Raw genomic sequence first — 21,733 nt, 5'->3', positions numbered from 1 at the left:
GAGGGGCCGCTCAGCCCTTTCGGATCAGACTGTCGTAGACGTGGGTGACCGCCTCGAAGGTCACGCGGGGCGGCCGATCGCCCAGGGGCGCCGGTTCGAACGCCTGGTCGATCAGGCCCGCCCCCAGCGGATCCTCGACCTTGTCGGTGTTCCATCCCAGCAGCAGCCGCCCGCCGGGCCGCAGCACCGCCGCCAGGGCCGCCAGGGCCTGACGCTGCTGTTCGGGATGATCCACGCCGTAGCCCAGCACCCCGTTGCACACCACCGTATCGAAGGTCAGGTCGGCGAACAGGGCGTCGGCCTGACAGACGTCTCCGGTCCGGTGACGGCCCGCCCGGCCCCAGCGGGCGGCGCCGGGGTCGATGTCGGTAGTCCAGACCTCGCCCCCGCCCGCCTCCAGGGCGGCGTAGTCGTCCAGCGTATATTCACGGCACCCGACCCACAGGATGCGCCCGCCCAGGGCCGACAGGGCGGGGACATAGCTTTCGGCCATCACCCGCCGGTCGGGCAGGGCCCGGATCCGCCGCGCCTTGGCTGAGCGCCTTGCGCCGCCCTGGACGTCGCCTTTGGCGCCCAGCCATGCTCTGATCCGCCGCCCAAGGCCCATCTCGGTCTCCCCTTCCCCGTCCGGTGTTATCGGACCGCCGCTCGCGCGCCAACCGTTCGATGCGGCAAGGCGCAGGTCAAAGGGCGATCCGCAGCGAGGCCCGCACGCTGCGCGGCGCGCCGGGGAAGATCCACAGGGCGCTGTAGGAGCTGGCGGCGTAGCGTTCGTCGAGCAGATTATCGACCTCGACCCGCGCCGTGACCTGGGGCGTCAGGCCATAGTCCACCGCCGCCTTGGCCTTCCAATAGGCCGGCAGTTCGGGCGCGCCGAGCGCAAGGCCGCCGGCCCGGTCGCCGACATAGGCGGCGCCCGCCGTCATCGACCAGTCCGTGCCGTGCGGGGTGGGGAAACGGCCGACCACGAACAGGGAGCCCGAATGTTCGGGCACGTTCAGCACCCGGTCGGTGGAGAAGGCGTCGTCGTCGGCCTTGGCGTCGGTCCAGCCGTAGTTGGCCACCACCTGCCACGCCTCGCCCAGCCGGACCGACCCGTCCAGCTCGATTCCCCGCGAGGTCAGCTTGCCGACCGGCGCCAGATAGTTGGGGTCGACGGGATCGGTGGTCAGTATGTTCGCCTTTTCGATATCGAACAGGGTGGCCGCCAGGTCGATCCCCTGCCAGGCGCCGGACAGGCCGATCTCATAGCCCTTGCCCTCTTCCGGGGCGAAGCCGGACCCGGTCCGCCCCGTGCCCGAGTTCAGCACGAAGGACCGGCCATAGCTGGCGTGGGCGGTCAGGCCGTCGGTCAGGCGATAACGGGCGGCGAACCGGTAATCGAGCGGGCTGTTCTTGGTCTCGCCCACGGCGCCGGTGCGGTTGTTGCGGATGGTCTGGCTGTAGTCGTCCCAGCGAAGGCCCGCGACCAGGCTGAGGCGGTCGTTCACCTCCCACAGGTCCTGGGCGTACAGGGTGACGACGTCCCGCGTCTCCAGATTGTCGGTGAAGGGCAGGGGCGTCGGCGGGACGACCGACCCATAGACGGGGTTGAAGACCGAGATCGGATAGGGATTGGCCGCCGTCGGATTGATGCGCAGCCACTTCTCGCCATAGGTCAGCCGATAGGCTTTCACGCCGAGGCCCAGGGTGTGGACGCCCAGGCCGGTCTGGACCTCCCCGTTCAGCTCCAGCCGCGCCGACAGGTCCTCGACCGAGAAGTCCCGGCCCCGGCGCTGGCGCCACAGCGCATCGCCGACCAGGCGGGACTGGTCGCTGGACAGGCCCTTCAGCGAGCCGCCCCGCCAGGCGACCCCTCCGTTCAGGCTCCAGCCGTCGTTGAGGCGGTATTCGCCGGTGATCTGGTGCCGCGCGTTGCGGAACCGGGTCCGGCCGTCGCCGGGCTCGCCGTAGTAGTTGGATTCCGGCAGGGCCAGGGCGTCGCCGTTGATCGCGGGCATGCCCCGGTCGAACAGGGTCGAAAAGACGGTGAGCTCGCCCACATAGGTCAGGCGCAGATCCTCATTGGGCCGCCAGGTCAGGGAGGGGGCGACCGCCGTCCGGTCCAGGCCGACATGGTCGCGCCAACCGTTGCTGGTCTCGCCGGCCAGGACCAGCCGCCCAGCCAGGGTCTCGGAGATCGGGCCGGTCACGTCCAACTCCCCCCGCCTCAGGCCGAAGGAGCCGACCGTGCCGGTGAAGACGGCGTCGGGTGTGAAACGCGGGGTCTTGGAGACGATGTTGATCCGGCCGGCCGGGTCGATGTCCCCGAACAGGGCGCCGGCCGGCCCCTTCAGCACCTCGATCCGCTCGGCCGTGGCCGGGTCGCGCGGCGGCGCCATGCCCCGGTTCGCCAGGAAGCCGTCCACATAATATTCCGCCCCGCCGTCGGGCGTGCCCAGGAAGCCGCGGATGGCGAAATTGTCCATCACCCCGCCGCGATTGTTCTGCTGGCTGATCCCGCTGACCAGCTCCAGGGCGTCGGACAGGCGGGTGGCGCCCACGGCGCGCAGCAGGTCGCTTTCGATGGAACGGCTGGACGGCGACATCCGCTCCGTGATCGCCCCGACGCCCAGCGTATGGTCGTGCGGCGAACCCCGGCGGCCCAGGACCACGATCTCGCCTAGGGCGTGGGGCTCGGCCTGAGCCGCATCAACGGGGACCAGGACTGGGGTCGGGGCGGTTGCGGCGGCAATAAGACACAGGCCGGCGCAGCTCGAAAGGAGGGGCAAGGACGAACTCCGTTGAAACGTTATATTGTATCGGCTATCCGTTCGCGCCTCATGCTGTCAACCGCCGCCCTTCCCGTTTCCGCCCTCGCCGTTCCGGCCGTCCGCCCGGCCGCGCGCATTCGTTCGATCGACGCCCTGCGCGGTCTGGTCATCCTGCTGATGCTGGTCGATCACACGCGCGAGTTCTTCTATTTCCACGCTCAGGTCCCGGACCCGATGAATGTCGAGGCGACCGATCCGGCCCTGTTCTTCACCCGTCTGTCGGCCCATCTGTGCGCCCCGATCTTCGTCGCTTTGACGGGCCTGGGCGCCTGGCTCTACGGAAACAAGACAGCCGAGGTCAGCGGAGGGTCCGCCGCCGGGGCGGCCTCGGCCTTTCTGCTGAAGCGGGGCCTGTTCCTGGTGGTGCTGGAGCTGACCCTGGTCAACTTCGCCTGGGGCTTCTCCCTGACGCCGCCGATCCTCTATCTCCAGGTGATCTGGGTCATCGGGCTGTCGATGATCGCCCTGGCGGGCCTGGCTCATCTACCGCGCGCCTGGCTGATCGCCGTCGGCCTGGTCCTGGCCCTGGGCCACAATCTCTTGGACCCGATCGCCTTCGCCGAAGGTCCGGCCCATGTGCTGTGGGCCGTGCTGCACGACCGCAGCCTGATGGACCTGCCCTGGGGCGGACAGGTTCGCACCTCCTATCCCCTGCTGCCGTGGATCGGGGTGGCGGCCCTGGGCTATGCGATCGGGCCGTGGTTCGTCGGGCCCCAGGGGGCGCGGCTCCGGCGTCTGGTCGTCACCGGCCTGGGCGCCCTGGCCCTGTTCGCCCTGCTCAGGTCTATCAATCTGTACGGCGACCCGACGCCCTGGAGCGTGCAGGACACGCCGCTGCGGACGGCGATGAGCGTGCTGAACGTCACCAAATATCCGCCCTCGGCCGACTTTCTGCTGCTGACCCTGGGCCTGGGGGCCCTGATCCTGGCGGGACTGGAGCGGGCCTCGGACCGTCTGATCGGTCTGTTGGCGGTCTTCGGCGGGGCGCCGCTGTTCTTCTATCTGATCCACCTCTACGGCCTGCATCTGCTGAATCTGGCGGCCCTGGCCCTGTTCGGTCCCAATCAAGGCCAAGGCTTCAGCGTGCCGGGTGTCGCCGCCCTGTGGGCCCTGGCCGCCGTGGTCGCCGTCCCCTGCTGGTTCGCCTGCCGCTGGTTCGCCCGGATCAAGCGCGCCAGCGACCGGCCCTGGATGAAATACCTCTGACCTCAGCCGATGCCGTAGTGATCGGCCAGGGCGGCCAGCGCCTGTTTCAGCACCGTCTTGCCCTGGCGGCGGCGCAGGCCCAGGCCCGTCTCGGCCAGTTTCAGACTGTCGCCGTGGATGCAGATCCGCGTCAGCATCGGCCTCAGGCGCGGGCCGACGGCGGACAGGGCCGCCTCCACCCGTCGTCCGGCCGACAGGGCGCGGTCGCCGGGTTCGACCCGCATCGTTCCGCCCGACCCGGCGCGGGGCAGGGCGTCCCAGCCCATGGTCAGGGCCGGGCCGGCGCCGGCCTGTTCGACCTCCCGCCTCAGCCGTTCGCCGGCGGCGACCTCGGCGGGGCTCAGCCAGGGTCGGCCCGCCGCATCCTTGCGCCGCGCCAGCCAGGCGATCGGGCTTTCGCCCAGATTGGCGGCGTGGCGGACCATTCGCCCGTCCGCCCCGATCAACTCCCGCTCGCCCGCGATGAAGCCGGGGCGGCCGGGCGGCGGGGTTTCGGCCTTGCCGGGGGCCGCCTCCCCCCCGGCGCGCACGGTCCATCCGCCCTGCGGCCGCCGCCTCAGTCCCGGCCGTTCGATCAGGGCGCGGAACTCCGGCTCGCTCAGGGTCAGGCTGATCCGTGCCCTGCGGTCCGGCCCCAGACGCAGCGCATAGACTCCCTGTTCGGCGCCCAGCCAGGCGCCGGGCCGGGCCAGAAGACAGCGCGCCCGCTCCACCGTCCGGCTCATTGCACGGCCTCCCAGCGGGGCGCGCTGTAGATCGTGGTCAGACAGGCCTCCAACTGCGACAGCAGTTCGTCCACAGCCCGGCGGTCGCGCTCGTCCTCCACCCAGCGGCAGGCCGCCCCCACCGTGCTGCGGTTGACCCCGAAGACGTGGCCGACCCGTTCCAGCGTCCAGCCGAAGGCGATGTGGGCCAGATACATGGCCAGCCAGCGCGACCGGGCGTTGAGCGGATCGATCCGCCGTCCCGCCGTCATCCGGTCCGGGCTGGCCCCGGTCCGCGCCGCCACCAGATGCAGGGCCAGCCCCGCCTTGCACCGGTCCGCCTCCCGAACCGGCGCCCTGTATGCCTCAACCATGCCTCACTCCCGTTCACGAACCTCGACGCCCCATCCTAGGCGGGCGCGGCGTCATGATAGGAATATCGTCCTACTCCGCGTCAGAATCGGACGTGGCGCCGGATTGGACTTGAGGTTGCGTCAGGGCGGATCCGCGTTCCGACCGGCTCTGCGCGGGGAGCCGCAGGCCGAGTCCGGTCCGCATCATGGTTAATTATTTTCGAATCATTGACTCGGGACTCTCGACGCCGATTCGCAAATCAGCTTAGGAACGACTCATAGCTCGCCGTTAACCCTTCTTAAGGTTTTCGGGTCTTAACCTGCGAACAAGGTTACCCGGTCGTGCGCCAGGGTGATTACCGCAAAGCTTTTGCCTGGAGGGGCACGAATGCGCGTCCTGTTGATTGAAGACGATCACGCCACCGCCCAGAGCATCGAGCTGATGCTGAAGTCGGAAGGCTTCAATGTCTATACGACCGACCTGGGCGAAGAAGGCATCGATCTGGGCAAGATCTATGACTACGACCTCATTCTGCTTGACCTGAACCTGCCAGACATGAGCGGCCTTGAGGTGCTGCGTCAGCTGCGCGTCGGCAAGATCAACACCCCGGTCATGATCCTGTCGGGCACCCATGAGATCGAAACCAAGGTCAAGACCTTCGGCGGCGGCGCCGACGACTATCTGACCAAGCCCTTCCACAAGGACGAGCTGATCGCGCGCACCCACGCCGTGGTCCGTCGCTCCAAGGGCCACGCCCAGGCCATCATCCACACCGGCGAGATCGCCGTGAACCTGGACGCCAAGACGGTGGAGGTGAACGGTCACCGCGTCCACCTGACCGGCAAGGAATATCAGATGCTGGAGCTGCTCTCGCTCCGCAAGGGTACGACCCTGACCAAGGAAATGTTCCTGAACCACCTGTACGGCGGCATGGACGAGCCCGAGCTGAAGATCATCGACGTCTTCATCTGCAAGCTGCGCAAGAAGCTGGCCACCGCCGCCGACGGCAAACACTATATCGAAACCGTCTGGGGCCGCGGCTACGTCCTGCGCGACCCGGCCGAGGCCGGAAACAGCGTCGCCGCCTGAACGGCCGCTCCGTGCTGATCCTGAAAACGCCCGCCGGTCCCTCCGGCGGGCGTTTTCTATTTGCGCCTACTGCCGCTTCGCCGGCATGTCGCGGCCGCCCTGGTGCAGGACCAGGCCGTCGACCCGGCCTTCGGCGTCGCGGGTGAAGGTGATCTGGGCGTCCACCTCGGTCAGGAAGAAGGCGTCGTCCCCTTGCGCCTTCAGCTCGAAGGCGGGCTGGCCGGTGGCCTGGACCTTCAGCCCGCCCTCTGCGGCGGTGATCGTCAGGGCGAAGGTCGGCGACAGGGAATAGACCCCGACATAGGCGGCCAGGGCCTCGGCCGGCAGGGTCACGACGCGGCGTTCCGAGGCCAGGGTCACGGTCCCGCCGCGCGCCAGGGTCATCAGGTCCGGCCCCAGCTTGTCGGGCGCCGGGCCGTTCAGATTGGCCAGGACGATGACGGCGATCCGGTCGTCCGGCGCATAGGCCATATAGGTGTTGAACCCCTCGATCGCCCCATTGTGCCAGACCAGCTTCCGGTCCGGCGTCGCGGCCAGTCCCAGGGCGTAGCCGTTCCTGACCGGGGTGGTCAGGGCGGTCAGGGACTGGGGCTTCAGCACCCGGCCCCCGAACAGGGCCTGTTCCCATTTCAAGAGGTCGTGGGTGGTCGAATACAGGGCGCCCGCGCCCAGGGGGATGCTCATGTCCACATAGTCGGCGTTGACCACGCCGGACGCCTCCTTCGTATAGCCCGAGGCGCGTCGAGGCAGGATGCGGTCGTGCCGGTCATAGCCGCTGTCGGCCATGCCGAGCGGGGTGAACAGCGCCTGTTGAATGAAGTCGGCGTAGGTCTGACCGCTGGCCGCCTCGATCACCGCGCTCAGCAGGATATAGCCCGAGTTGGAATAGGCGAAGCCTTCGCCCGGCGCGAAGTCCAGGGGCCGCCCGCTGAACCGGGCGATCAGCTGGGCCGTCGTGGCCGGCCGGGTCTTCAGCGCCTCATAGTCGGCAAAGGTGGTGAAGTTGGGCAGGCCGGCGGTGTGGCTCAAAAGCCGGCGCGGGGTGACGGCGTCCCAGGCGGCCGGGGCGTCGGGCAGCCAGGTCTTGATCGGGGCGTCCAGATCGACCTTGCCCTGTTCGCTCAACAGCAGGACGGCGACGGCCGTGAACTGTTTGCTCAGCGAGCCCAGGCGGAATTTGACGTCGCCGTCATTGGGGACGCCCCATTCCCGGTTCGCCAGACCATAGCCCCGGTCCAGCAGGATCTCCCCGTCGCGCGCGACCAGGACGGCGCCGGAAAAGGCGTCGGCCTCGCTGGAGGCCCGGACGATCTGGTCCATTCGGGCCACGTCCGGCGCCCGATCCTGGGCTGCGAGGGGGCCCGCCGCCAGGACGGGGGCCAGAGCCAGGGCCAGGACGGAGGCCGCGAGACGGCCGCGACGAAGGCGAAGGAAAAGGGGCACGGGCGTCTCCTGAAAAGGGCTTTAAGCCTTTAGAGGCTGCGAACCGGGCGTTCGGATGCAGCTGGGCGATCTGGTGGTGAGCAGGACCGATGTCGCTTCTAGTTGTGTTCCTGGCGTGGAGGACATGGGCGCCCTTGACCGTGTTAGGCGGCTAAGTCGCCGACAAGCGATCCGGCCGGAATCCGCCAAGCCCGGCTGATCTTTCGGATTTGATCGAGGTTGATCTCCCGCTTGCCGTTCAGCAGCTCGGAGGCGCGCGCCTTCGATCCGAGGATCTCGGTCAGATCTGACTGCGTATAGTTGTTCGCCTGCATGACGAACTTCAGCACATCGACCGGCTCGGCCCGTGGAATTGGATAGTGCCGGCGCTCATAGTCCTCGATCAGCAGGACCAGGGCGTCGTAATGGGCGGCCGCCTCGGAGCCTTCAGCAGGTTCGTTCTCGAAATAGGGCCGCACCGCCTTCAGCGCCGCTTGGTATTCGGCCTCGTCAGCCAGGGTGCGGATCGTGCTCATGTCCATCGTCATCTTCGCTCTCTCCAATCCTATAGTTTCGCCACATCGATCTTGTCGTATTCGGCGTGAGTCCCGACGAAGAGGATGAAAATCCCTTTGGCCCGAAACCCCACCAGACCGACGATCCGGTATTTGTTGCCGCCCACGTCGAAGACGATCTTGCCGTCCACCACATAGTCGGCGCTGCTGAAGGTGGCCTTCAGCTCTGCGAAGTTGCTCCAGTCGGCGTCCGAGGCGGCGGTGTGCCACTCGATCATCGCCGCCTTCGCCGTGTCCTGGGGCTTGCCCTTCGGCTGGGCCTCCCAGAACTTCACCAGGGCTGATTTCGCGATCACGTTCATGGGGTCGTATCGCATGTTTCCAATCTGGAAACAAGGAAACGTTTCCAATATGGGAACTCAAGGGTGGGCCGACACCTGTCGATCAGCCCCGTTCTTCGTCCGGCGCGAAGGTCACCGTCGCCTCCATCCCCCCGTCCGCCGCATTGGCCAGGGTCAGGCGGCCGCCGGCGATCTCGGCCATGCGGCGGGCGATGGTCAGGCCCAGGCCCGAGCCGCCGCTGTCGCGCGACCGCGAGGGATCCAGCCGGTAGAAGGGCTCGAACAGGGCCTCCAGCCGGTCCTCGGGCACGCCCGGCCCGTGGTCGCGGACGATCAGACGCACCGTCTCGCCCTCGACCTCGGCCCGGACCGCCGCATCGCCGCCGTGGCGCACGGCGTTGTCGATCAGATTGGTCAGGCACCGCCTCAGAGCCAGGGGCCGGGTCGGCCGCACCGCCCCGCAGCCCTGAACGAAGACGACCGGCTGGCCCGCCTCGGCCGCATCCTCGCACAGGGCCGACAGCAGGGCGTCCAGATCGACCGGGACGATCGGCTCGATCCGGGTCTCCAGCCGCGCCAGGTCCAGCCCCTCGCGCACCAGATGCTGCATGGCCGCCAGATCCGCGATCAGCTGGGCGCGCAGGGTCTCGTCCGCCACCTTTTCGACCCGCAGCCTCAGCCGGGTCAGGGGCGTCTGAAGATCGTGGGCCACGGCGGCCAGGACGCGGGCCCGTTCGGCGATCAGGGCCTGAAGCCGGGTCTGCATGGCGTTCAGCGCCATGGCCGCCTGGCGCACCTCGCGCGTCCCCTCCACCGCCAGGGGCGGGCCGTCCAGGTCCCGGCCCAGGGCCTCGGCCCCGGCCGACAGCCGCGCCAGGGGCGCCGCCGCCCGGCGTGACGCCAGCCAGGCCGTCGCCGCCACCGTCGCCAGGCCGACGGCCAGCAACAGTGCGCTGTCGCGCCCCAGGCTCCAGGGCCGCGGGGCGGGCGGCAGGCTGACCGCCACAGGGGCCACGGCCGTTCCGTCCTGGGGATCGAGGGTCAGGATGCGACAGCGAAGGGCCGCGTCCGCCTGGGCGCCGCAGGCGGCCTTGGCCGCCTCATAGGCCCGCACCTTGACCCCGGTCACGCCGCGTCGGGCCAGGGCCTGGGCCACCGCCTGGGTCAGGGCGGGGTCGGGCGGCCCGCGCCGCTGTCCCCCGGCCGGGGTCAGGGCCACGGCCACGGCGGCGGCCGGATCGTCGTCGGCCTGGGCCAGGTCGCCGATCCGCTCGGCCGTGGTGAAGTCATGGGCCTGTTTCAGCCAGTGATGACGGCCCAGCTGAAGCGCCAGAAAGGTCACCGCCGCCGCCGCCAAGGCCCCGAGCAGCACCAGGGCGAACAGCCGGACCGTGGATCCGTCGACGGCGCCGCCCAGCCCCCGCCTCACGCCCCGGCCTAGGCGCGCCACGTCACCGGCCCCGACAACATATAGCCCAGGCTGCGCACCGTGCGTATCAGGACCGGGTTCTTGGCGTCGTCGCCCAGCTTCTGACGCAGGCGGCTGACCCTCAGATCGACCGCCCGGTCGTCGGCGTCGGCGACGGTGGACAGGGCGCGGATGCGTTCGCGCGACAGGGGCCGCCCGCCGTTTCGGACCAGGGCGTGCAGCAGGTCGAAATCGGCCCCGGACAAGGGCGCCACCCGCCCGTCCGGCGCCGTCAGGCTGCGGGCGGCGACGTCCAGGGACCAGCCGGCGAACTGGGCGCAGCGCCCCTGGACCGGCTCGGCCTCCGGGCGGGCGCGGCGCAGGACGGTGCGGATGCGGGCCACCAGCTCGCGCGGCTCGAACGGCTTGGCCATATAGTCGTCGGCCCCCATCTCCAGCCCCACGATCCGGTCGATCGGATCGCCCCGCGCCGTCAGCATGATGACCGGGGTCCGCGACGTCGCCCGGATGGCGCGGCACAGGCTTAGGCCGTCCTCGTCCGGCAGATTGAGGTCCAGCACCACCAGATCGACCGGCCCGGCCTCCAGCGCCGCCTTGGCCGCCCGGCCGTCGGCCGCCTTTAAGGTGCGAAAGCCGTGCTGCTCCAGATGATCGGCCAGAAGGGTGCGGATATCGCGGTCGTCGTCGACGACCAGAAGCACGGGCGGGGCGGCGGTCATGGGGCGGGTTCAGCGTGGCAGGTCGGTCGTCTCTGTCCGCCCGGCTGATGGCGAAAAGGCGGCCGACACAGTCGGACACAAATCTCCGCCCCGCCGACACGGGCCGACACCGAACCGCCCATCGCCCGCCGGAGCCGGCGTCGAGAAACGGGTCGTCCGAAACGAACGGACGTTCTCAACACAGAGAGACTTCAGATGAAATCCTTCCGCACCTCCGCCGTCCTGGGCGCCCTGGCCGTCGTCGCCCTGAGCAGCGGCGCCGCCTTCGCCGGAACCGTCCCCGCCTCGGCCCCCGCCTCTGCCTCTGGCCGCGCCCCGGCCGCGACCGCCTCGACCGCCCATTCGACGACCTCGGCCGCCCGTCCGCAGCGCCCGGCCCGCCACAGCCGTCATCAGCGCGCCGAGACCCCGGCTCAAACGGCCAAGAAGAAGTCCTGAGACCCTGATCCGACTTCGGGCGGTCTCCCGGCCGACCGCCCGAAGCCGGTCTTTTTCAGTCCGTGAACCCCTGGGCCAAGGCCGCCGCCATCGGCCCCGGTCGTCCCGCGCCGTCGAACGGCAGGGGCCGGTCGCGCCCGTCGTCCTTGTCGCCCTGACGATACCAGCTGTCGGTGTCGCGCAGACCCCAGACGGTGAAGGCGAACCTCTGGGCCGCCGGCAGAGCTGTAAAGGCCTCCGCCAACTCCCGCACCCGCGCCGTCTGCAAGGTCGTGCGCTGACCTGCGCCGCGCAGGTCCAGCCGGTTCTCGGTCCGCAGGGTGCAGTCCAGCTCCGACACATGAATCGGCAGGCCGAACTGGACCGCCTCGCGCATGAAGGCGCGGATCGCCCCCTCGGGGATGTCGATCCAAAGATGCGACTGCAGCCCCAGCCCCTGAAGCGGACACCCCGCCTTCAACAGCCGCTCGACCAGTTTCAGGAACTGGACGCCCTTGGCCGGCACGCTTTCCTGATTGTATTCGTTGAGGAACAGCACCGCGTCCGGATCGGCCGCCCGCGCCTGTTCGAAGGCGCGCAGAATATAGCCGTCGTGGCCGTATCGGGCGCTCCAGTGGCAGTCGCGCATCCCCGAACCGTCGTCCAGGATCGGCTCATTGACCACGTCCCAGCTGCGGACCTTGCCGCGATACCGGCCCGCCAAGGCGGCGACATAGCCGTCGAAGGCCCTGTCGAAGGCGGGGCCCGACAGGCCCGCAAACGCCTCGGCCCCTTGCGAATACCAGATCAGGGTGTGGCCGTGCAGGGCCATGCCGTTCTGGGCGGCGAAGGCGGCGATCCGGTCCGACCGGTCGAACCGGGGCCGGTCCAGCCCGTCGGCCAGGACATATTCCATCTTCATCTCCCACTCGGGCGTGAGTTGAGAGACCTGGGCGCGGGCCAGGGCGACCCAGTCGGGATCGTCGATCTGCATCGCCTTGATCGCCGCGCCGAAGGGGGCGGGGGCGACGGACTTCAGCGGCGGAAGGTTCGGCGGGATCGGTTCGGCCGCGGTGCGGTCGCAGGCGGCCAGGGCCAGCGACGAGGCGATCACGGCGCGGCGGGAGAGACCAAACCCTCTCCCGCTTGCGGGAGAGGCGGCCCGGCGTTCGCGAAGCAAACCAGGGTCGGAGAGGGACGTGCTGCTCAACAGAAGACTTCCCCCATCGTCAGCCGTCTCGCTGCGCTCGACGAGCTGACACTTCCCCCGCAAGCGGGGGAAGGTCTGAGGATCCTCAGACCGCACGTTTCCGCAGGCCCAACTCGTCGAAGGCGGCGGTTTCGCGCTTGGCGATGGCGATCAGCTTGTTCAGCCGGGTGGTTTCGGCGACGTGTTCGAACTTCTTCAGCTCTTCGAAGGCGCCCGTCAGGGCGTCGCGGGCCCCGGCCTCTTCGGCGTCGATGACGCTCAGATCGCTTTCGGCGGCGGCGCGGCGGGCCTTCCAGCCGTTCAGATAGGCGGCCAGCATCATATTGGCGTCGGCGTCCAGGCGTGCGCGCTCGCGCTCCACCTCGACCTCGGCGTCCAGAACCGCCAGCCGCATCTCGGCCGTGGCCCGGCGCGCGCTGACCTCGGCCAGGCGCTTTTGCAGGGTTTCGACCTCATAGTTGGAGATGCGGATCAGGGATTGGGCCCAAGCGGTCATTTCGTCACTCTCTGATCATGCCTTGGTTCAGAATAGTCTCCAGCCGGGTAAAGGAATCGGAAAGACGGGTGACGTCGTCCTTGTCCTGGCTCAGAAACTCCTCCAGCGCGGGGTTCAGGGCGATGGCCCGGTCCACGATCGGGTCGGCGCCGGTGCGGTAGGCGCCGATCTTGATCAGCTCCTCCATATTGCCATAGGCCGACAGACACTGGCGGGCGCGCTTGTTCAGCTCGCGCTCGGGGGGGGTCTGGCAGGCCGGCATGGTCCGGCTGACGGATTTCAACACGTCGATGGCGGGGAAGCGGCCGCGCTCGGCGATCTTGCGATCCATGACGATATGGCCGTCCAGAATACCGCGCACGGCGTCGGCTATGGGCTCGTCATGGTCGCCCCCGTCCACCAGGACGGTGAACAGGGCGGTGATGGGCGCGGCCGTGGTGCCGTCCGGCCGGATCGGCCCCGGCCCGGCCCGCTCCAGCAGTTTGGGCAGTTCGGTGAAGACGGTGGGGGTGTATCCCTTGGTCGTCGGCGGTTCGCCCGCCGCCAGGCCGATCTCGCGCTGGGCCATGGCGAAACGGGTCACCGAGTCCATCAGGCACAGGACCTCCAGATCCTGGTCGCGCAGGAACTCGGCGATGGCCATGGTCATATAGGCCGACTGGCGGCGTTTCAGGGCCGGTTCGTCCGAGGTGGCGACCACGACGACGGCGCGTCTCAGCCCCTCTTCGCCCAGGGTCTCTTCAACGAACTCGCGCACTTCGCGGCCCCGTTCGCCGATCAGGCCGACCACGACCGCGTCGCAGCTGGCCTGTTTGGCCAGCATGGACAAAAGCACCGACTTGCCCACGCCGGAACCCGCGAAGATGCCCAGCCGCTGGCCCCGGCAGGTGGTGGTGAAGACGTCCATGGCCCTGACCCCCAGGTCCAGCCGCTCGCCCACCCGGCCGCGCGAATGGGCCGGGGGCGGCGGCGTGCGCAGGGGATAGGGCGCCGGCCCCTGGGGCAGGGGGCCCAGGCCGTCGATGGGATTGCCGAAGGCGTCGATGATCCGGCCCAGCCAGGCGGTGGTCGGGCGCACGCTGGCGGCCTGGTCGACGATGCGGATCTCGGCGCCGGGCGCCACCCCCTCGACCGGGCCGAACGGCATCAACAGGGCCTTGGCGTCGCGGAACCCCACCACCTCGGCCGGCAGGGGCTCCAACCCGCGCCGCCAAATCTCGGCCCGCGCCCCGACCGCCAGCCGCGACAGACCCCCTCGCGACTCGATCAGCAGGCCCGAGACGCCCGCGACCTTGCCGGTGACGACCAGCGGGTCGATCGCTTCGACGGCGGCGACGAGATTATGCAAGACGAACCCCAGAAACAGGCGTTAACCGTTTGCGCCATCATGGTTAACGGGGGGTGAAGGGGGGGTTAAACCGGATCTCCGGCGACCGGCGTCTCCCGCGTCGTCGCGATGGCGCCGACCGAGGCGATGACGATGGCGGCGATGGCGATCCATTGCCGGCTGGTCAGATGTTCGTGCAGGACGACCAGCCCGGCCAGGGCGCCGATGGCGGGTTCGGCGCTGAGCACCACGCCGAAGGTGCGTTTGGGAATGCCGCGCAGGGCCACCATCTCCAGCGAATAGGGCAGGGCGCTGGAGAAGATCGCCACGGCCAGGCCGGCGACCACGATGGCCGGGTTGAACAGGGCCGCCCCGGCGTGGGCGAGGCCGAAGGGCACGACGACCATCGCCGCCACGCTCATGCCCAGGGCCACCGACTGGCCCGGATGCAGATGGCTCAGCCGCTTGCCGAAGATGATGTACAGCGCCCAGCAAAGGCCGGCGAAGGCGGCCAGGGCCACGCCGACCGGGTCCAGCGATCCCGCCCCGCCCTTCAGCGGCAGCAGCAGGCCCAGGCCCAGCACCGCAAAGCCGACGCAGACGAAATGGATCGGCCGGCGCGAATGGATCAGGGCCAGGCTGAGCGGCCCGATGAATTCGATGGCGATGGCCACGCCCAGCGGAATGGTGCGCAGCGCCATGTAGAAGCTCAGATTCATGGCCCCCAGGACGGCGCCGTACAGGACGACGGCCTTCAGATCGGCCCGGGTCAGGGCGAACCGCCAGGGCCGGAACACCAGAACCAGCAGCAGGGCCGAGATCCCGACGCGATAGGCGGTGGCCCCCTGCGCCCCGATCAGCGGAAACAGGCTCTTGGCGAAGGATGTGCCCCCCGCCAGGATCATCATCCCCGCGAACAGGGCGGCGTAGGGGATCAGCCGCGCGATCAGCGGGGACTGCAGGCTCGGGCTCAGGCTGGGCGCGGTCATGGGACGAGAGATAGCCCAAAGCCGCTTGCGTATCTCGCCGATTTCCGGCCTCCTTGCGCCGAAAAGCGGCGTTAAAGAGCATGATATGACGGATTTCGTCACCCTGGACGAGTTTGACCGGCGGCTGCTGGCGCGGGCGCGGCGCGACAATCAGGAGCCGGCGCGGGTCACGGCCCAGGCGGTGGGCCTGTCGGAATCGGCGGTGCTGCGGCGGATGCGGCGCCTCCGGGCCGAAGGGGTCATCGTCGCCGACGTCGCCCTGGTCGATCCGGCCCGGATCAAGCCGCGCATCGTCCTGCATGTGCTGGTCGAGATGAACACTCAGGACCGCAAGGTCATGACCGCCTTCCAGCAGGCCATGAGGGCCAGTCCCGAGGTCCAGGGCGCCTGGGACGTGACGGGCGAGACCGACTATCTGCTGACCGTGGCCGTCCCGACCATGGCCGATTACGAAGCCTTCGGCATCCGCGAACTGGTCCCGGAAAAGGGGGTCCGCAGCTATCGCAGCATGATCGTGATCCGCGAGGTGGTCGGCTTCGACCCCGCCCGCGCCGTGGTGGATTAATAGAGGGCGGTCGTGACCCGCAGCGCGACCACCACCACCGTGTCGGCGTCGCGCAGACCCCCGGCGTAGCGGATCAGCTGGACGTCCGGCTGGAGGGTGAAACGGCCGATCCGGTCGGCGTAGGTCAGCTCCAGCCCCTCTTCGTAATGGGCGGGGTCGTCGCCGGCGTCGGCGATGTTGGCGCGGCCCTTGTCGGACAGCCAGCCCTGATGGACGCCGAAGGAGACCTGGCTGTCGGGGCGGCCCGCCCAGACCTGGCTGACCAGGACGCCGGCCTGCCAGCCGCCTTCGAAATCGGTGGTGTCCCCGTCCGAGGCGCCGATCCGGCCGAACAGATCGACCTGGGGCCCGTCCGGGTTCGCCGTCCCATAGACCCGCCCCTCGGCCAGGGCGTAGGCGCCGCGCGCCAGGCCCTGGGCCGGTTCGCCCTCGGGCGTCAGGTCGCGGATGTCGTCCTGATGCTGGTCATAGCGCCAGACGCCGACGGCGTAGCGGCCCGCCCCGTTGACGCGGCCCCCGACCTCGACGATCCCCAGGACGCCGTGATCCAGGGTGGTGGCCACCCCGCCCCGGTCGCCGATGGTGCGGGCGTCCGCGTTGATCACGGCGGCTTGGGCGTAAAAGGTCTCGACGTTCCCGATCCGCAGCCGCGCGGCCAGGGAGGTGGAGGGGAAGATGGCCGGGCCGTTCGGACCGGTGGAGGCCAGTTCCGAGCCGATGCCGAACGGCGGCGCCAGCAGCAGGCCCGAGGCCTCGGTGGCGTAGAATTCGCTGTTCAGGTCATACAGGCCGCCCAGCAGGCTTCCCCAGCCCAGGTCCTGTTCGATCCAGGCTTCGTACAGTCGTGCGCCCTGGGCGGAGACCTCGATATTGTCGACCCCTTGCAGGGTTCCGGCCAGGGCGTTGGGTTCGCCCCCGCCGTTGTAAAGGCCCGACAGATGCAGCCGCGCGCCGCGCCAGCCCCAGGCCCGTTCCAGATCCCCGTCCAGGCTGACGCTCAGATTGTCCAGATAGCGGCCCGCCCGCGCGGCCCCGCCCGAGACGACGCCCGTGACGTCGGCCGTATATTCAGACGCGAAGGTCCAGGTCGGTTCGGTCTCTGTCTTCGCCTGGGCTGCGGCGAGGGACGGGGCGGCGACGAGGGCCAGTGCGGCCAGTGCGGCCAGGGCCGCCAGACGGCGGGGAAGGGAGCGGGGCTTAGCGTTCTGCATGGCCGGAAGTCCGTGATGTTGAGCCTCCAGCCTAGCTTCAGAAGGTGAACACGGGCCTTCGCGCCCCATGGGGTGGACGCCGTATGGAATCGGCAACGGCGCGTTAACCCAACCGCCGTAACACCGTTCGGAATTGTGGAGCGCGCGATGAACTGGACGATCGGCAAGAAGGTCACGGCGGCGGGGGGCGCGGTCCTCCTTCTCTCGGTCGGCACGGCCGGTCTGGGACTGAAGATGAACGCCGACCTGGGCGACGCCCTGGACCGGGCGACGGTCTCGGCCTCGATCCTGCGCAACCATATGCAGGCCGACATGATGCACGACGCCCTGCGCTCCGACGTCTTCGGCGCCCTGCTGTCGTCGGACCCGGCCAACGGCGTCGATCCCGCCGAGATGAAGGCCGGGATGAAGGAGCACCGCGAGACGTTCGAGGCCGCCGTCGCCGAAAACACGCGGTTGGCCACCGATCCCGAGCTGAAGGCCGCGCTTCTGGAGGTGGAGGCGCCGCTTCGCACCTATGTCCAGGCTGCGGGCCAGATGGTCGATCTGGCTGAAGCCGATCCCGCCGCAGCCCAGCGGCGCATGGCCGAGTTCCAGGATCAGTTCGGCGTGCTGGAAACCGCCATGGGCGCCGCCGCCGAGAAGATCGAGGCCGAGGCCCAGTCCGACGCCGCCGCCGCCAAGGCGACGGCCGCCGTCAGCCGCATCGTCATGATCGCGGCCGTCATCGCCGCCCTCCTGATCAGCGCGGGCCTGATCCTGGCGGGGGTGCGCGGCATGGTGGCGCCGATCCGCCGCCTGACCGACGATCTGCGCGCCCTGGCCCAGGGCCGGACCGAGGTCAAGCTGGGCGAGGCCGCCCGCAAGGACGAGATCGGCGACATCGCCCGCGCCGTGGTCGACATCCAGGCCCTGATCGCCGCCCGCGTCCGGGCCGAGGCCGATCAGGCCGAACAACTGCGGCTGAAGGACGAAGAGGGCCGCCGCGCGGACGAGGCGATGCGCGAGGCGACCGCCCGCGAACAGGCCGCCATCGTCGCCGGCCTGGGGCACGGGCTGGAGGCCCTGGCGCGCGCCGACCTGACCTATCGCATCGTCGATCCCTTCCCGGCCGCCTATGAACGGCTGCGCACCGACTTCAACGGGGCGGTGGACGGGCTGCAACAGGCCATCGCCACCATCGCCGCCAATACGGGCGCCATCAATGCGGGCGCCGCCGAAATCGCCAAGGCCGCCGACGACCTGTCGCGCCGCACCGAACAGCAGGCCGCCAGCCTGGAGGAGACCGCCGCCGCCCTGGATCAGGTCACGGCCACGGTGCGCGCCACCGCCTCAGGCGCGGTCCAGGCCGCCGGCGCCGTTCAGGCCGCCCGCGACGACGCCGACAAGAGCGGTTCGGTGGTGCGCGACGCCGTCGCCGCCATGGGCGAGATCGAACGCTCGTCCAGCCAGATCAGCCAGATCATCGGCGTCATCGACGAGATCGCCTTCCAGACCAATCTCCTGGCCCTGAACGCCGGGGTCGAGGCGGCGCGGGCCGGCGAAAGCGGCCGCGGCTTCGCCGTGGTGGCCTCCGAGGTGCGCGCCCTGGCCGAACGCTCGGCCGACGCCGCCAAGGAGATCAAGGGGCTGATCACCCAATCGACCGCCCAGGTCGGATCGGGCGTCAAACTGGTGACCGAGACCGGCGCAGCCCTGGACCGGATCGTGGCCCATGTCGCCCAGATCGAAAGCCTGGTGACCGACATCTCCGCCTCGGCCGCCGAACAGGCCACCGGCCTGGCCGAGGTCAATACGGCCGTCAATCAGATGGACCAGATGACCCAGCAGAACGCCGCCATGGTCGAACAGTCCACCGCCGCCAGCCACGCCCTGTCCCAGGAGGCCGACGGCCTGCACGCCGCCGTCGCCCGCTTCAAGGTCGGCGCCGCCGCCCCCGCCGCCGCCCGCAGTTCCACCTCGACGCCCGTCGCGGTCACGCCCCCGCCGTCCCCCTCGGCCGCCGTCACGGCCTTGAAGAGCGTCGGCCGCGGCGGCGCCGCCCCCGCCCCCTCCGCCGCCCCGGACGAGGACGGCTGGGAGGCGTTCTGAGGCGACTCGGTCCTTCCATCGACGCGGGTCGCTCCCGCTCCACCCTATCGACGACCGTCTGCTTATCCGTCCGTCAGAGATCCGAGCCGACCACAATCGTCTCTCAGTCGCCAAGCCGTCGCGAGATCGCCGGGGCGGCTCCCCCATCACCGCATGGGAGCGATTTCGCTTGCTGCGCTAACGACTGAGGCTGAAAAGTGGCAATCATGCGATACCTCGACGTCTTTAACATTACGCCGGCGTAATTTTTGATGCATTGAAGCCGACCTTGTCATAGCGTTCGAGCAGCACCTGAGCCTGCATGTGGAGGTCCGAGCATTCATTCCTGAGCGGGTGAGCGTCTTGAGAGATGGGGACGCAAATATGGGCTCCACAGGCGGTGTTTCGGCCAACCAGAACTACGGCGTGATCAGCAGCTAACAGTCGTCGCGCCAAGTACGGTTTCGATATGAAGTTCCAGTTGCCGGCCGTGCAGAGTATGTATATACATTAATAATGTAAGTTTATAGTAAAAATTTGTACAACTGGCATTCAACGAGGTCGATATGAAGAAAAGTTTGCTATTTGTGACAGCTCTTTGCTCAGTTTTCGCCTTTATCGGCAGTGATGACGGGTTCAATATTGTTGGCGAATCGTTCGTGAGTGTTCAGCAAAGCCCGTGGGACGGTAGCTACCCGCCCGAATGGGACGATTACTATACTTGTTTACGAAGAAATGCTAGGTTTTGCGAAATTGCCGCTGGTCCTCGTGGTTCCGATGCGTGGGTTGAATGTGTAGAAGAACGGAACTCGCGATGCGTTTCACCTTTTTGAGCATAATCTAAGTTGTCTTAAAGATTGTCTATAGGACTTCTATGGCTGCGGACTTCACGGTCCGCAGCCATTTTTTTATCTCAACGCCCGCCGCCCGGCGCCGTCAGGGTGCGGCGGAAGAAGGCGATCAGGTCGCGGTTGAAGGTCTGCTGGAAGGCGGCGCGGTCGAAGCCGGGAGTGGGGGCGCAGATGGCCGGCGCCAGTTCGGCCAGGCGCGCCGAACAGGGCGGCATGAAGTCGAAATGGCCGGCGCCGGGGATCGACCGGTATTCCGGCGGACGGGGCAGGGCGTCGCGCACCGGTTCGGCGTAGAAGGGGCTGGGCAGGACCCGGTCGTTTTCGCCCCGCCACAGCTGGACCGGCTGGGCGACCCCCGACAGGCCCTGGCGGGTGAAGGCGAAGCCCAGGGCGGGGGCGGCGGCGGCCACGGCCTTGATCCGCCGGTCGTGCACCCAGGTCTGATCCGTCTTCGGCGCGCCACGGGCGGCGATCAGGCCGCAGTCGTAGAAGCCGGGGTGGGCGATGCAGTGGTCGCCGATCCGGCCCAGGTCGGGCTCGCCGCCCGCCGCGGTCAGGACGGTGAAGCCGCCTGCGGAAAAGCCGAAGGCGCCGATGCGGTCGGCGTCGATCGCCGTCCGGCCGGTCCAGTCCGTCAGCAGATAGTCGACCAGGACGCGAAGCTGGCGCGGGCGCTGGGCCACGTCGGTCGCCCGGCTCTGGTCGCGCCAGTTGTCGCCCGTATGGGTCAGGGCGGCGACGACGAAGCCCGCCTGGGCCAGGGCGCGCGCCGTCGCCTCATGGCTGCGGAAATCGCCGCCGTTGCCGTGGGAAATGACGATCAGGGGGCGTCGGGCGCCGCCGTCTGCGCCGGGCGTCCAGACCCCCGCCTCGATCGCCGGACCGGCGCCGTCCGGGATCTCCAAACGGGCGAAGGCGACGGCGGCCTCGGACGGGGGTGCGGCGGGCGTCGGGGGCTGTGGGACCGGGGGCGTCGGCTGGACCTGAAGGGTCAGGGCGGCGGTCAGGAGGGCGGCGGTCAGGAGCATGTCGGAGCCTCGTTTGCGGCGGTTGCGGTCCGCCTTCTGGCCGGGGCGGGGGTGGTCCGCATCCGGCTTTGCGCCAATGGGCGAACGGGTTCGCCGCCGGGCGAACGGGCGCAGGCGGTCGGCCGATTCCGCCAAGGCCGTTCCGGGGTTAGAACAGACGGATGAATATCGGGGATTCGCGAACGGACGTCTGGCGGGCGGCGCGGCTGGGGCTGGGCGTCGCCACGGCCCTGGGCGTGCTGCTGGGCCTGATCGGCCCGTTCGGCTCCTATATGAACGGACCGGCGACGGTGCGGATCGTCTATTGGACGGCCAGCCTGTGGGCGGGCTGGCTTCTGTCCCTGGCCCTGCCCCTGACCGCGCGCTGGGCGTTCAGGCGAGGTCTGTCGCCCTGGCTGTGGGCGCCGCTGGCGGTCGCCGGCCTGGCGGCGCCGATGACCCTGATCAGCCGGGGACTGGCGCGCCTCGTCTGGGGCCGCACCTTCGAGGTCGGGCTGTTGGAATGGTATGGGCAAAGCCTGATCGTCGGGGCCGTGGCGACGGGCGCGATCCTGTGGCTGCTGGCCCGGCGGCCGATCCGAGACCAGGAGGTCCGGCGGGAGTCCGGCCCGGCGCCCGCCTCGACCGATCCCCGCGACCGCCTGCCCGCCCGCCTGGGGCGCGAGGTTCTGTGCCTGCAGATGGAGGACCATTATGTCCGCCTCCACACCCCGCTGGGTTCGGAACTGGTGCTGATGTCCCTGTCCCAGGCCATGGCAGGCCTGGCGGATCTGGACGGGCGTCAGACCCACCGGTCCTGGTGGGTGGCGACGGCCGCCGTGGTCGGGGTGGTGGAGGACGGCCGCAATCTGGTCCTGAAGCTGAAGGGCGGCCTGACCGCCCCGGTCTCACGCGCCCGCGTCGCCCCCTTGCGGGCCGAGGGCTGGCTGGCGGCGCCGGAACTGAGCGCGGGCAAGAGAAATCATCGCCTCTGACCC

General features: G+C 69.3%; 21 protein-coding genes. 6 read left to right on the top strand and 15 right to left on the bottom strand.

Annotated elements, in window-relative coordinates; genetic code table 11:
• Nucleotides 1-10: 10 nt before the first annotated feature.
• Nucleotides 11-607 carry a methyltransferase domain-containing protein gene (locus tag AC1RKE_RS11675; protein ID WP_228186158.1) on the bottom strand — a complete coding sequence of 199 codons (597 nt, stop codon included), beginning with the start codon at nucleotides 605-607 and terminating at the stop codon, nucleotides 11-13.
• Nucleotides 608-683: 76 nt separating this feature from the next.
• Complete coding sequence (locus tag AC1RKE_RS11670; RefSeq protein WP_348684252.1) at nucleotides 684-2,771, bottom strand: TonB-dependent siderophore receptor; 2,088 nt, start codon at nucleotides 2,769-2,771, stop codon at nucleotides 684-686.
• Between the two features lie 51 nt (nucleotides 2,772-2,822).
• Between AC1RKE_RS11670 and AC1RKE_RS11665 the strand changes: the two genes are divergently transcribed.
• A complete protein-coding gene (locus AC1RKE_RS11665) occupies nucleotides 2,823-4,019 on the top strand; it encodes an acetyltransferase domain-containing protein (protein ID WP_191555653.1) in 1,197 nt (398 codons plus the stop codon).
• A 2-nt stretch (nucleotides 4,020-4,021) separates the two neighbouring features.
• Here AC1RKE_RS11665 and AC1RKE_RS11660 read toward each other — a convergent pair whose 3' ends face one another.
• Together AC1RKE_RS11660 and AC1RKE_RS11655 are read right to left on the bottom strand one after the other, a co-directional pair.
• The gene (locus tag AC1RKE_RS11660) at nucleotides 4,022-4,744 is read right to left on the bottom strand and encodes a DUF6456 domain-containing protein (RefSeq protein ID WP_333896229.1); all 723 of its coding nucleotides are present in this window, start codon (nucleotides 4,742-4,744) and stop codon (nucleotides 4,022-4,024) included.
• On the bottom strand, nucleotides 4,741-5,097 hold the full coding sequence (locus AC1RKE_RS11655) for a chromosomal replication initiator DnaA (protein ID WP_336970523.1): 357 nt from the start codon (nucleotides 5,095-5,097) through the stop codon (nucleotides 4,741-4,743). The genes AC1RKE_RS11660 and AC1RKE_RS11655 overlap by 4 nt, the downstream gene beginning before the upstream one ends.
• A 367-nt stretch (nucleotides 5,098-5,464) precedes the next feature.
• On the opposite strand from AC1RKE_RS11655, the gene ctrA reads away from it, so the two are divergent.
• Nucleotides 5,465-6,166 carry a response regulator transcription factor CtrA gene (gene ctrA, locus AC1RKE_RS11650; protein ID WP_054764860.1) on the top strand — a complete coding sequence of 234 codons (702 nt, stop codon included), beginning with the start codon at nucleotides 5,465-5,467 and terminating at the stop codon, nucleotides 6,164-6,166.
• A gap of 66 nt (nucleotides 6,167-6,232) precedes the next feature.
• Here ctrA and AC1RKE_RS11645 read toward each other — a convergent pair whose 3' ends face one another.
• The 5 genes from AC1RKE_RS11645 to AC1RKE_RS11625 all read right to left on the bottom strand — a co-directional run bounded on the left by AC1RKE_RS11645 (nucleotide 6,233) and on the right by AC1RKE_RS11625 (nucleotide 10,592).
• Nucleotides 6,233-7,609 carry a serine hydrolase gene (locus AC1RKE_RS11645; protein WP_348684905.1) on the bottom strand — a complete coding sequence of 459 codons (1,377 nt, stop codon included), beginning with the start codon at nucleotides 7,607-7,609 and terminating at the stop codon, nucleotides 6,233-6,235.
• A 143-nt stretch (nucleotides 7,610-7,752) separates the two neighbouring features.
• Complete coding sequence (locus AC1RKE_RS11640) at nucleotides 7,753-8,136, bottom strand: helix-turn-helix domain-containing protein (protein WP_007390098.1); 384 nt, start codon at nucleotides 8,134-8,136, stop codon at nucleotides 7,753-7,755.
• A 17-nt stretch (nucleotides 8,137-8,153) separates the two neighbouring features.
• Complete coding sequence (locus AC1RKE_RS11635) at nucleotides 8,154-8,465, bottom strand: type II toxin-antitoxin system HigB family toxin (protein WP_348684903.1); 312 nt, start codon at nucleotides 8,463-8,465, stop codon at nucleotides 8,154-8,156.
• Nucleotides 8,466-8,547: 82 nt separating this feature from the next.
• The gene (locus tag AC1RKE_RS11630; protein WP_395942293.1) at nucleotides 8,548-9,894 is read right to left on the bottom strand and encodes an ATP-binding protein; all 1,347 of its coding nucleotides are present in this window, start codon (nucleotides 9,892-9,894) and stop codon (nucleotides 8,548-8,550) included.
• The gene (locus AC1RKE_RS11625; RefSeq protein ID WP_054764863.1) at nucleotides 9,882-10,592 is read right to left on the bottom strand and encodes a response regulator; all 711 of its coding nucleotides are present in this window, start codon (nucleotides 10,590-10,592) and stop codon (nucleotides 9,882-9,884) included. Before AC1RKE_RS11625 ends, AC1RKE_RS11630 begins: the two co-directional genes overlap by 13 nt.
• Nucleotides 10,593-10,787: 195 nt before the next feature.
• Here AC1RKE_RS11625 and AC1RKE_RS11620 point away from each other — a divergent pair, with 195 nt between their 5' ends.
• Complete coding sequence (locus AC1RKE_RS11620) at nucleotides 10,788-11,030, top strand: hypothetical protein (protein WP_054764864.1); 243 nt, start codon at nucleotides 10,788-10,790, stop codon at nucleotides 11,028-11,030.
• Nucleotides 11,031-11,085: 55 nt separating this feature from the next.
• Here the strand turns inward: AC1RKE_RS11620 and AC1RKE_RS11615 are convergent, their stop codons facing one another.
• The 4 genes from AC1RKE_RS11615 to AC1RKE_RS11600 form a co-directional block, all read right to left on the bottom strand.
• Complete coding sequence (locus AC1RKE_RS11615) at nucleotides 11,086-12,123, bottom strand: endo-1,4-beta-xylanase (protein ID WP_348685407.1); 1,038 nt, start codon at nucleotides 12,121-12,123, stop codon at nucleotides 11,086-11,088.
• A 181-nt stretch (nucleotides 12,124-12,304) separates the two neighbouring features.
• Nucleotides 12,305-12,715: a flagellar export protein FliJ gene (locus AC1RKE_RS11610; RefSeq protein ID WP_054764866.1), complete on the bottom strand. Its 411-nt coding sequence runs from the start codon at nucleotides 12,713-12,715 to the stop codon at nucleotides 12,305-12,307.
• A gap of 4 nt (nucleotides 12,716-12,719) precedes the next feature.
• Nucleotides 12,720-14,063 (bottom strand): flagellar protein export ATPase FliI, encoded by a 1,344-nt coding sequence (fliI, locus tag AC1RKE_RS11605; protein WP_348683551.1) that lies wholly within the window; start codon nucleotides 14,061-14,063, stop codon nucleotides 12,720-12,722.
• 65 nt (nucleotides 14,064-14,128) lie between these two features.
• Entirely contained in the window at nucleotides 14,129-15,031 is a 903-nt protein-coding gene (locus tag AC1RKE_RS11600) for an EamA family transporter (protein ID WP_348683550.1), read from the bottom strand.
• A gap of 85 nt (nucleotides 15,032-15,116) precedes the next feature.
• Here AC1RKE_RS11600 and AC1RKE_RS11595 point away from each other — a divergent pair, with 85 nt between their 5' ends.
• Complete coding sequence (locus tag AC1RKE_RS11595; RefSeq protein WP_182714391.1) at nucleotides 15,117-15,596, top strand: Lrp/AsnC family transcriptional regulator; 480 nt, start codon at nucleotides 15,117-15,119, stop codon at nucleotides 15,594-15,596.
• Here the strand turns inward: AC1RKE_RS11595 and AC1RKE_RS11590 are convergent.
• Nucleotides 15,593-16,807, bottom strand: coding sequence for a carbohydrate porin (locus tag AC1RKE_RS11590; protein ID WP_348683547.1), 1,215 nt, complete (start codon nucleotides 16,805-16,807; stop codon nucleotides 15,593-15,595). The genes AC1RKE_RS11595 and AC1RKE_RS11590 overlap by 4 nt on opposite strands.
• A gap of 147 nt (nucleotides 16,808-16,954) precedes the next feature.
• On the opposite strand from AC1RKE_RS11590, the gene AC1RKE_RS11585 reads away from it, so the two are divergent.
• Complete coding sequence (locus tag AC1RKE_RS11585; protein ID WP_348683545.1) at nucleotides 16,955-18,898, top strand: HAMP domain-containing methyl-accepting chemotaxis protein; 1,944 nt, start codon at nucleotides 16,955-16,957, stop codon at nucleotides 18,896-18,898.
• An 892-nt stretch (nucleotides 18,899-19,790) separates the two neighbouring features.
• On the opposite strand, the gene AC1RKE_RS11580 is transcribed toward AC1RKE_RS11585, so the two are convergent.
• On the bottom strand, nucleotides 19,791-20,756 hold the full coding sequence (locus AC1RKE_RS11580; protein ID WP_348683543.1) for an alpha/beta hydrolase family protein: 966 nt from the start codon (nucleotides 20,754-20,756) through the stop codon (nucleotides 19,791-19,793).
• 161 nt (nucleotides 20,757-20,917) lie between these two features.
• Here AC1RKE_RS11580 and AC1RKE_RS11575 point away from each other — a divergent pair, with 161 nt between their 5' ends.
• Nucleotides 20,918-21,730: a LytTR family DNA-binding domain-containing protein gene (locus AC1RKE_RS11575; protein ID WP_348683542.1), complete on the top strand. Its 813-nt coding sequence runs from the start codon at nucleotides 20,918-20,920 to the stop codon at nucleotides 21,728-21,730.
• Nucleotides 21,731-21,733: the final 3 nt, after the last annotated feature.

The organism is Brevundimonas sp. GW822-FHT03E11, assembly GCF_058801445.1.
This window is presented reverse-complemented; position numbering and strand designations above follow the sequence as displayed.

What these genes read in the sequence shown, in the direction of transcription:
- AC1RKE_RS11635 (WP_348684903.1), bottom strand. Translation starts at nt 8,465, where the DNA reads ATGAACGTGATCGCGAAATCAGCCCTGGTGAAGTTCTGGGAGGCCCAG.
- AC1RKE_RS11625 (WP_054764863.1), bottom strand. Translation starts at nt 10,592, where the DNA reads ATGACCGCCGCCCCGCCCGTGCTTCTGGTCGTCGACGACGACCGCGAT.
- AC1RKE_RS11665 (WP_191555653.1), top strand. Translation starts at nt 2,823, where the DNA reads ATGCTGTCAACCGCCGCCCTTCCCGTTTCCGCCCTCGCCGTTCCGGCC.
- AC1RKE_RS11595 (WP_182714391.1), top strand. Translation starts at nt 15,117, where the DNA reads ATGACGGATTTCGTCACCCTGGACGAGTTTGACCGGCGGCTGCTGGCG.
- AC1RKE_RS11620 (WP_054764864.1), top strand. Translation starts at nt 10,788, where the DNA reads ATGAAATCCTTCCGCACCTCCGCCGTCCTGGGCGCCCTGGCCGTCGTC.
- AC1RKE_RS11675 (WP_228186158.1), bottom strand. Translation starts at nt 607, where the DNA reads ATGGGCCTTGGGCGGCGGATCAGAGCATGGCTGGGCGCCAAAGGCGAC.
- AC1RKE_RS11655 (WP_336970523.1), bottom strand. Translation starts at nt 5,097, where the DNA reads ATGGTTGAGGCATACAGGGCGCCGGTTCGGGAGGCGGACCGGTGCAAG.
- AC1RKE_RS11590 (WP_348683547.1), bottom strand. Translation starts at nt 16,807, where the DNA reads ATGCAGAACGCTAAGCCCCGCTCCCTTCCCCGCCGTCTGGCGGCCCTG.
- ctrA (WP_054764860.1), top strand. Translation starts at nt 5,465, where the DNA reads ATGCGCGTCCTGTTGATTGAAGACGATCACGCCACCGCCCAGAGCATC.
- AC1RKE_RS11640 (WP_007390098.1), bottom strand. Translation starts at nt 8,136, where the DNA reads ATGACGATGGACATGAGCACGATCCGCACCCTGGCTGACGAGGCCGAA.
- AC1RKE_RS11575 (WP_348683542.1), top strand. Translation starts at nt 20,918, where the DNA reads ATGAATATCGGGGATTCGCGAACGGACGTCTGGCGGGCGGCGCGGCTG.
- AC1RKE_RS11580 (WP_348683543.1), bottom strand. Translation starts at nt 20,756, where the DNA reads ATGCTCCTGACCGCCGCCCTCCTGACCGCCGCCCTGACCCTTCAGGTC.
- AC1RKE_RS11610 (WP_054764866.1), bottom strand. Translation starts at nt 12,715, where the DNA reads ATGACCGCTTGGGCCCAATCCCTGATCCGCATCTCCAACTATGAGGTC.
- AC1RKE_RS11600 (WP_348683550.1), bottom strand. Translation starts at nt 15,031, where the DNA reads ATGACCGCGCCCAGCCTGAGCCCGAGCCTGCAGTCCCCGCTGATCGCG.
- AC1RKE_RS11660 (WP_333896229.1), bottom strand. Translation starts at nt 4,744, where the DNA reads ATGAGCCGGACGGTGGAGCGGGCGCGCTGTCTTCTGGCCCGGCCCGGC.
- AC1RKE_RS11585 (WP_348683545.1), top strand. Translation starts at nt 16,955, where the DNA reads ATGAACTGGACGATCGGCAAGAAGGTCACGGCGGCGGGGGGCGCGGTC.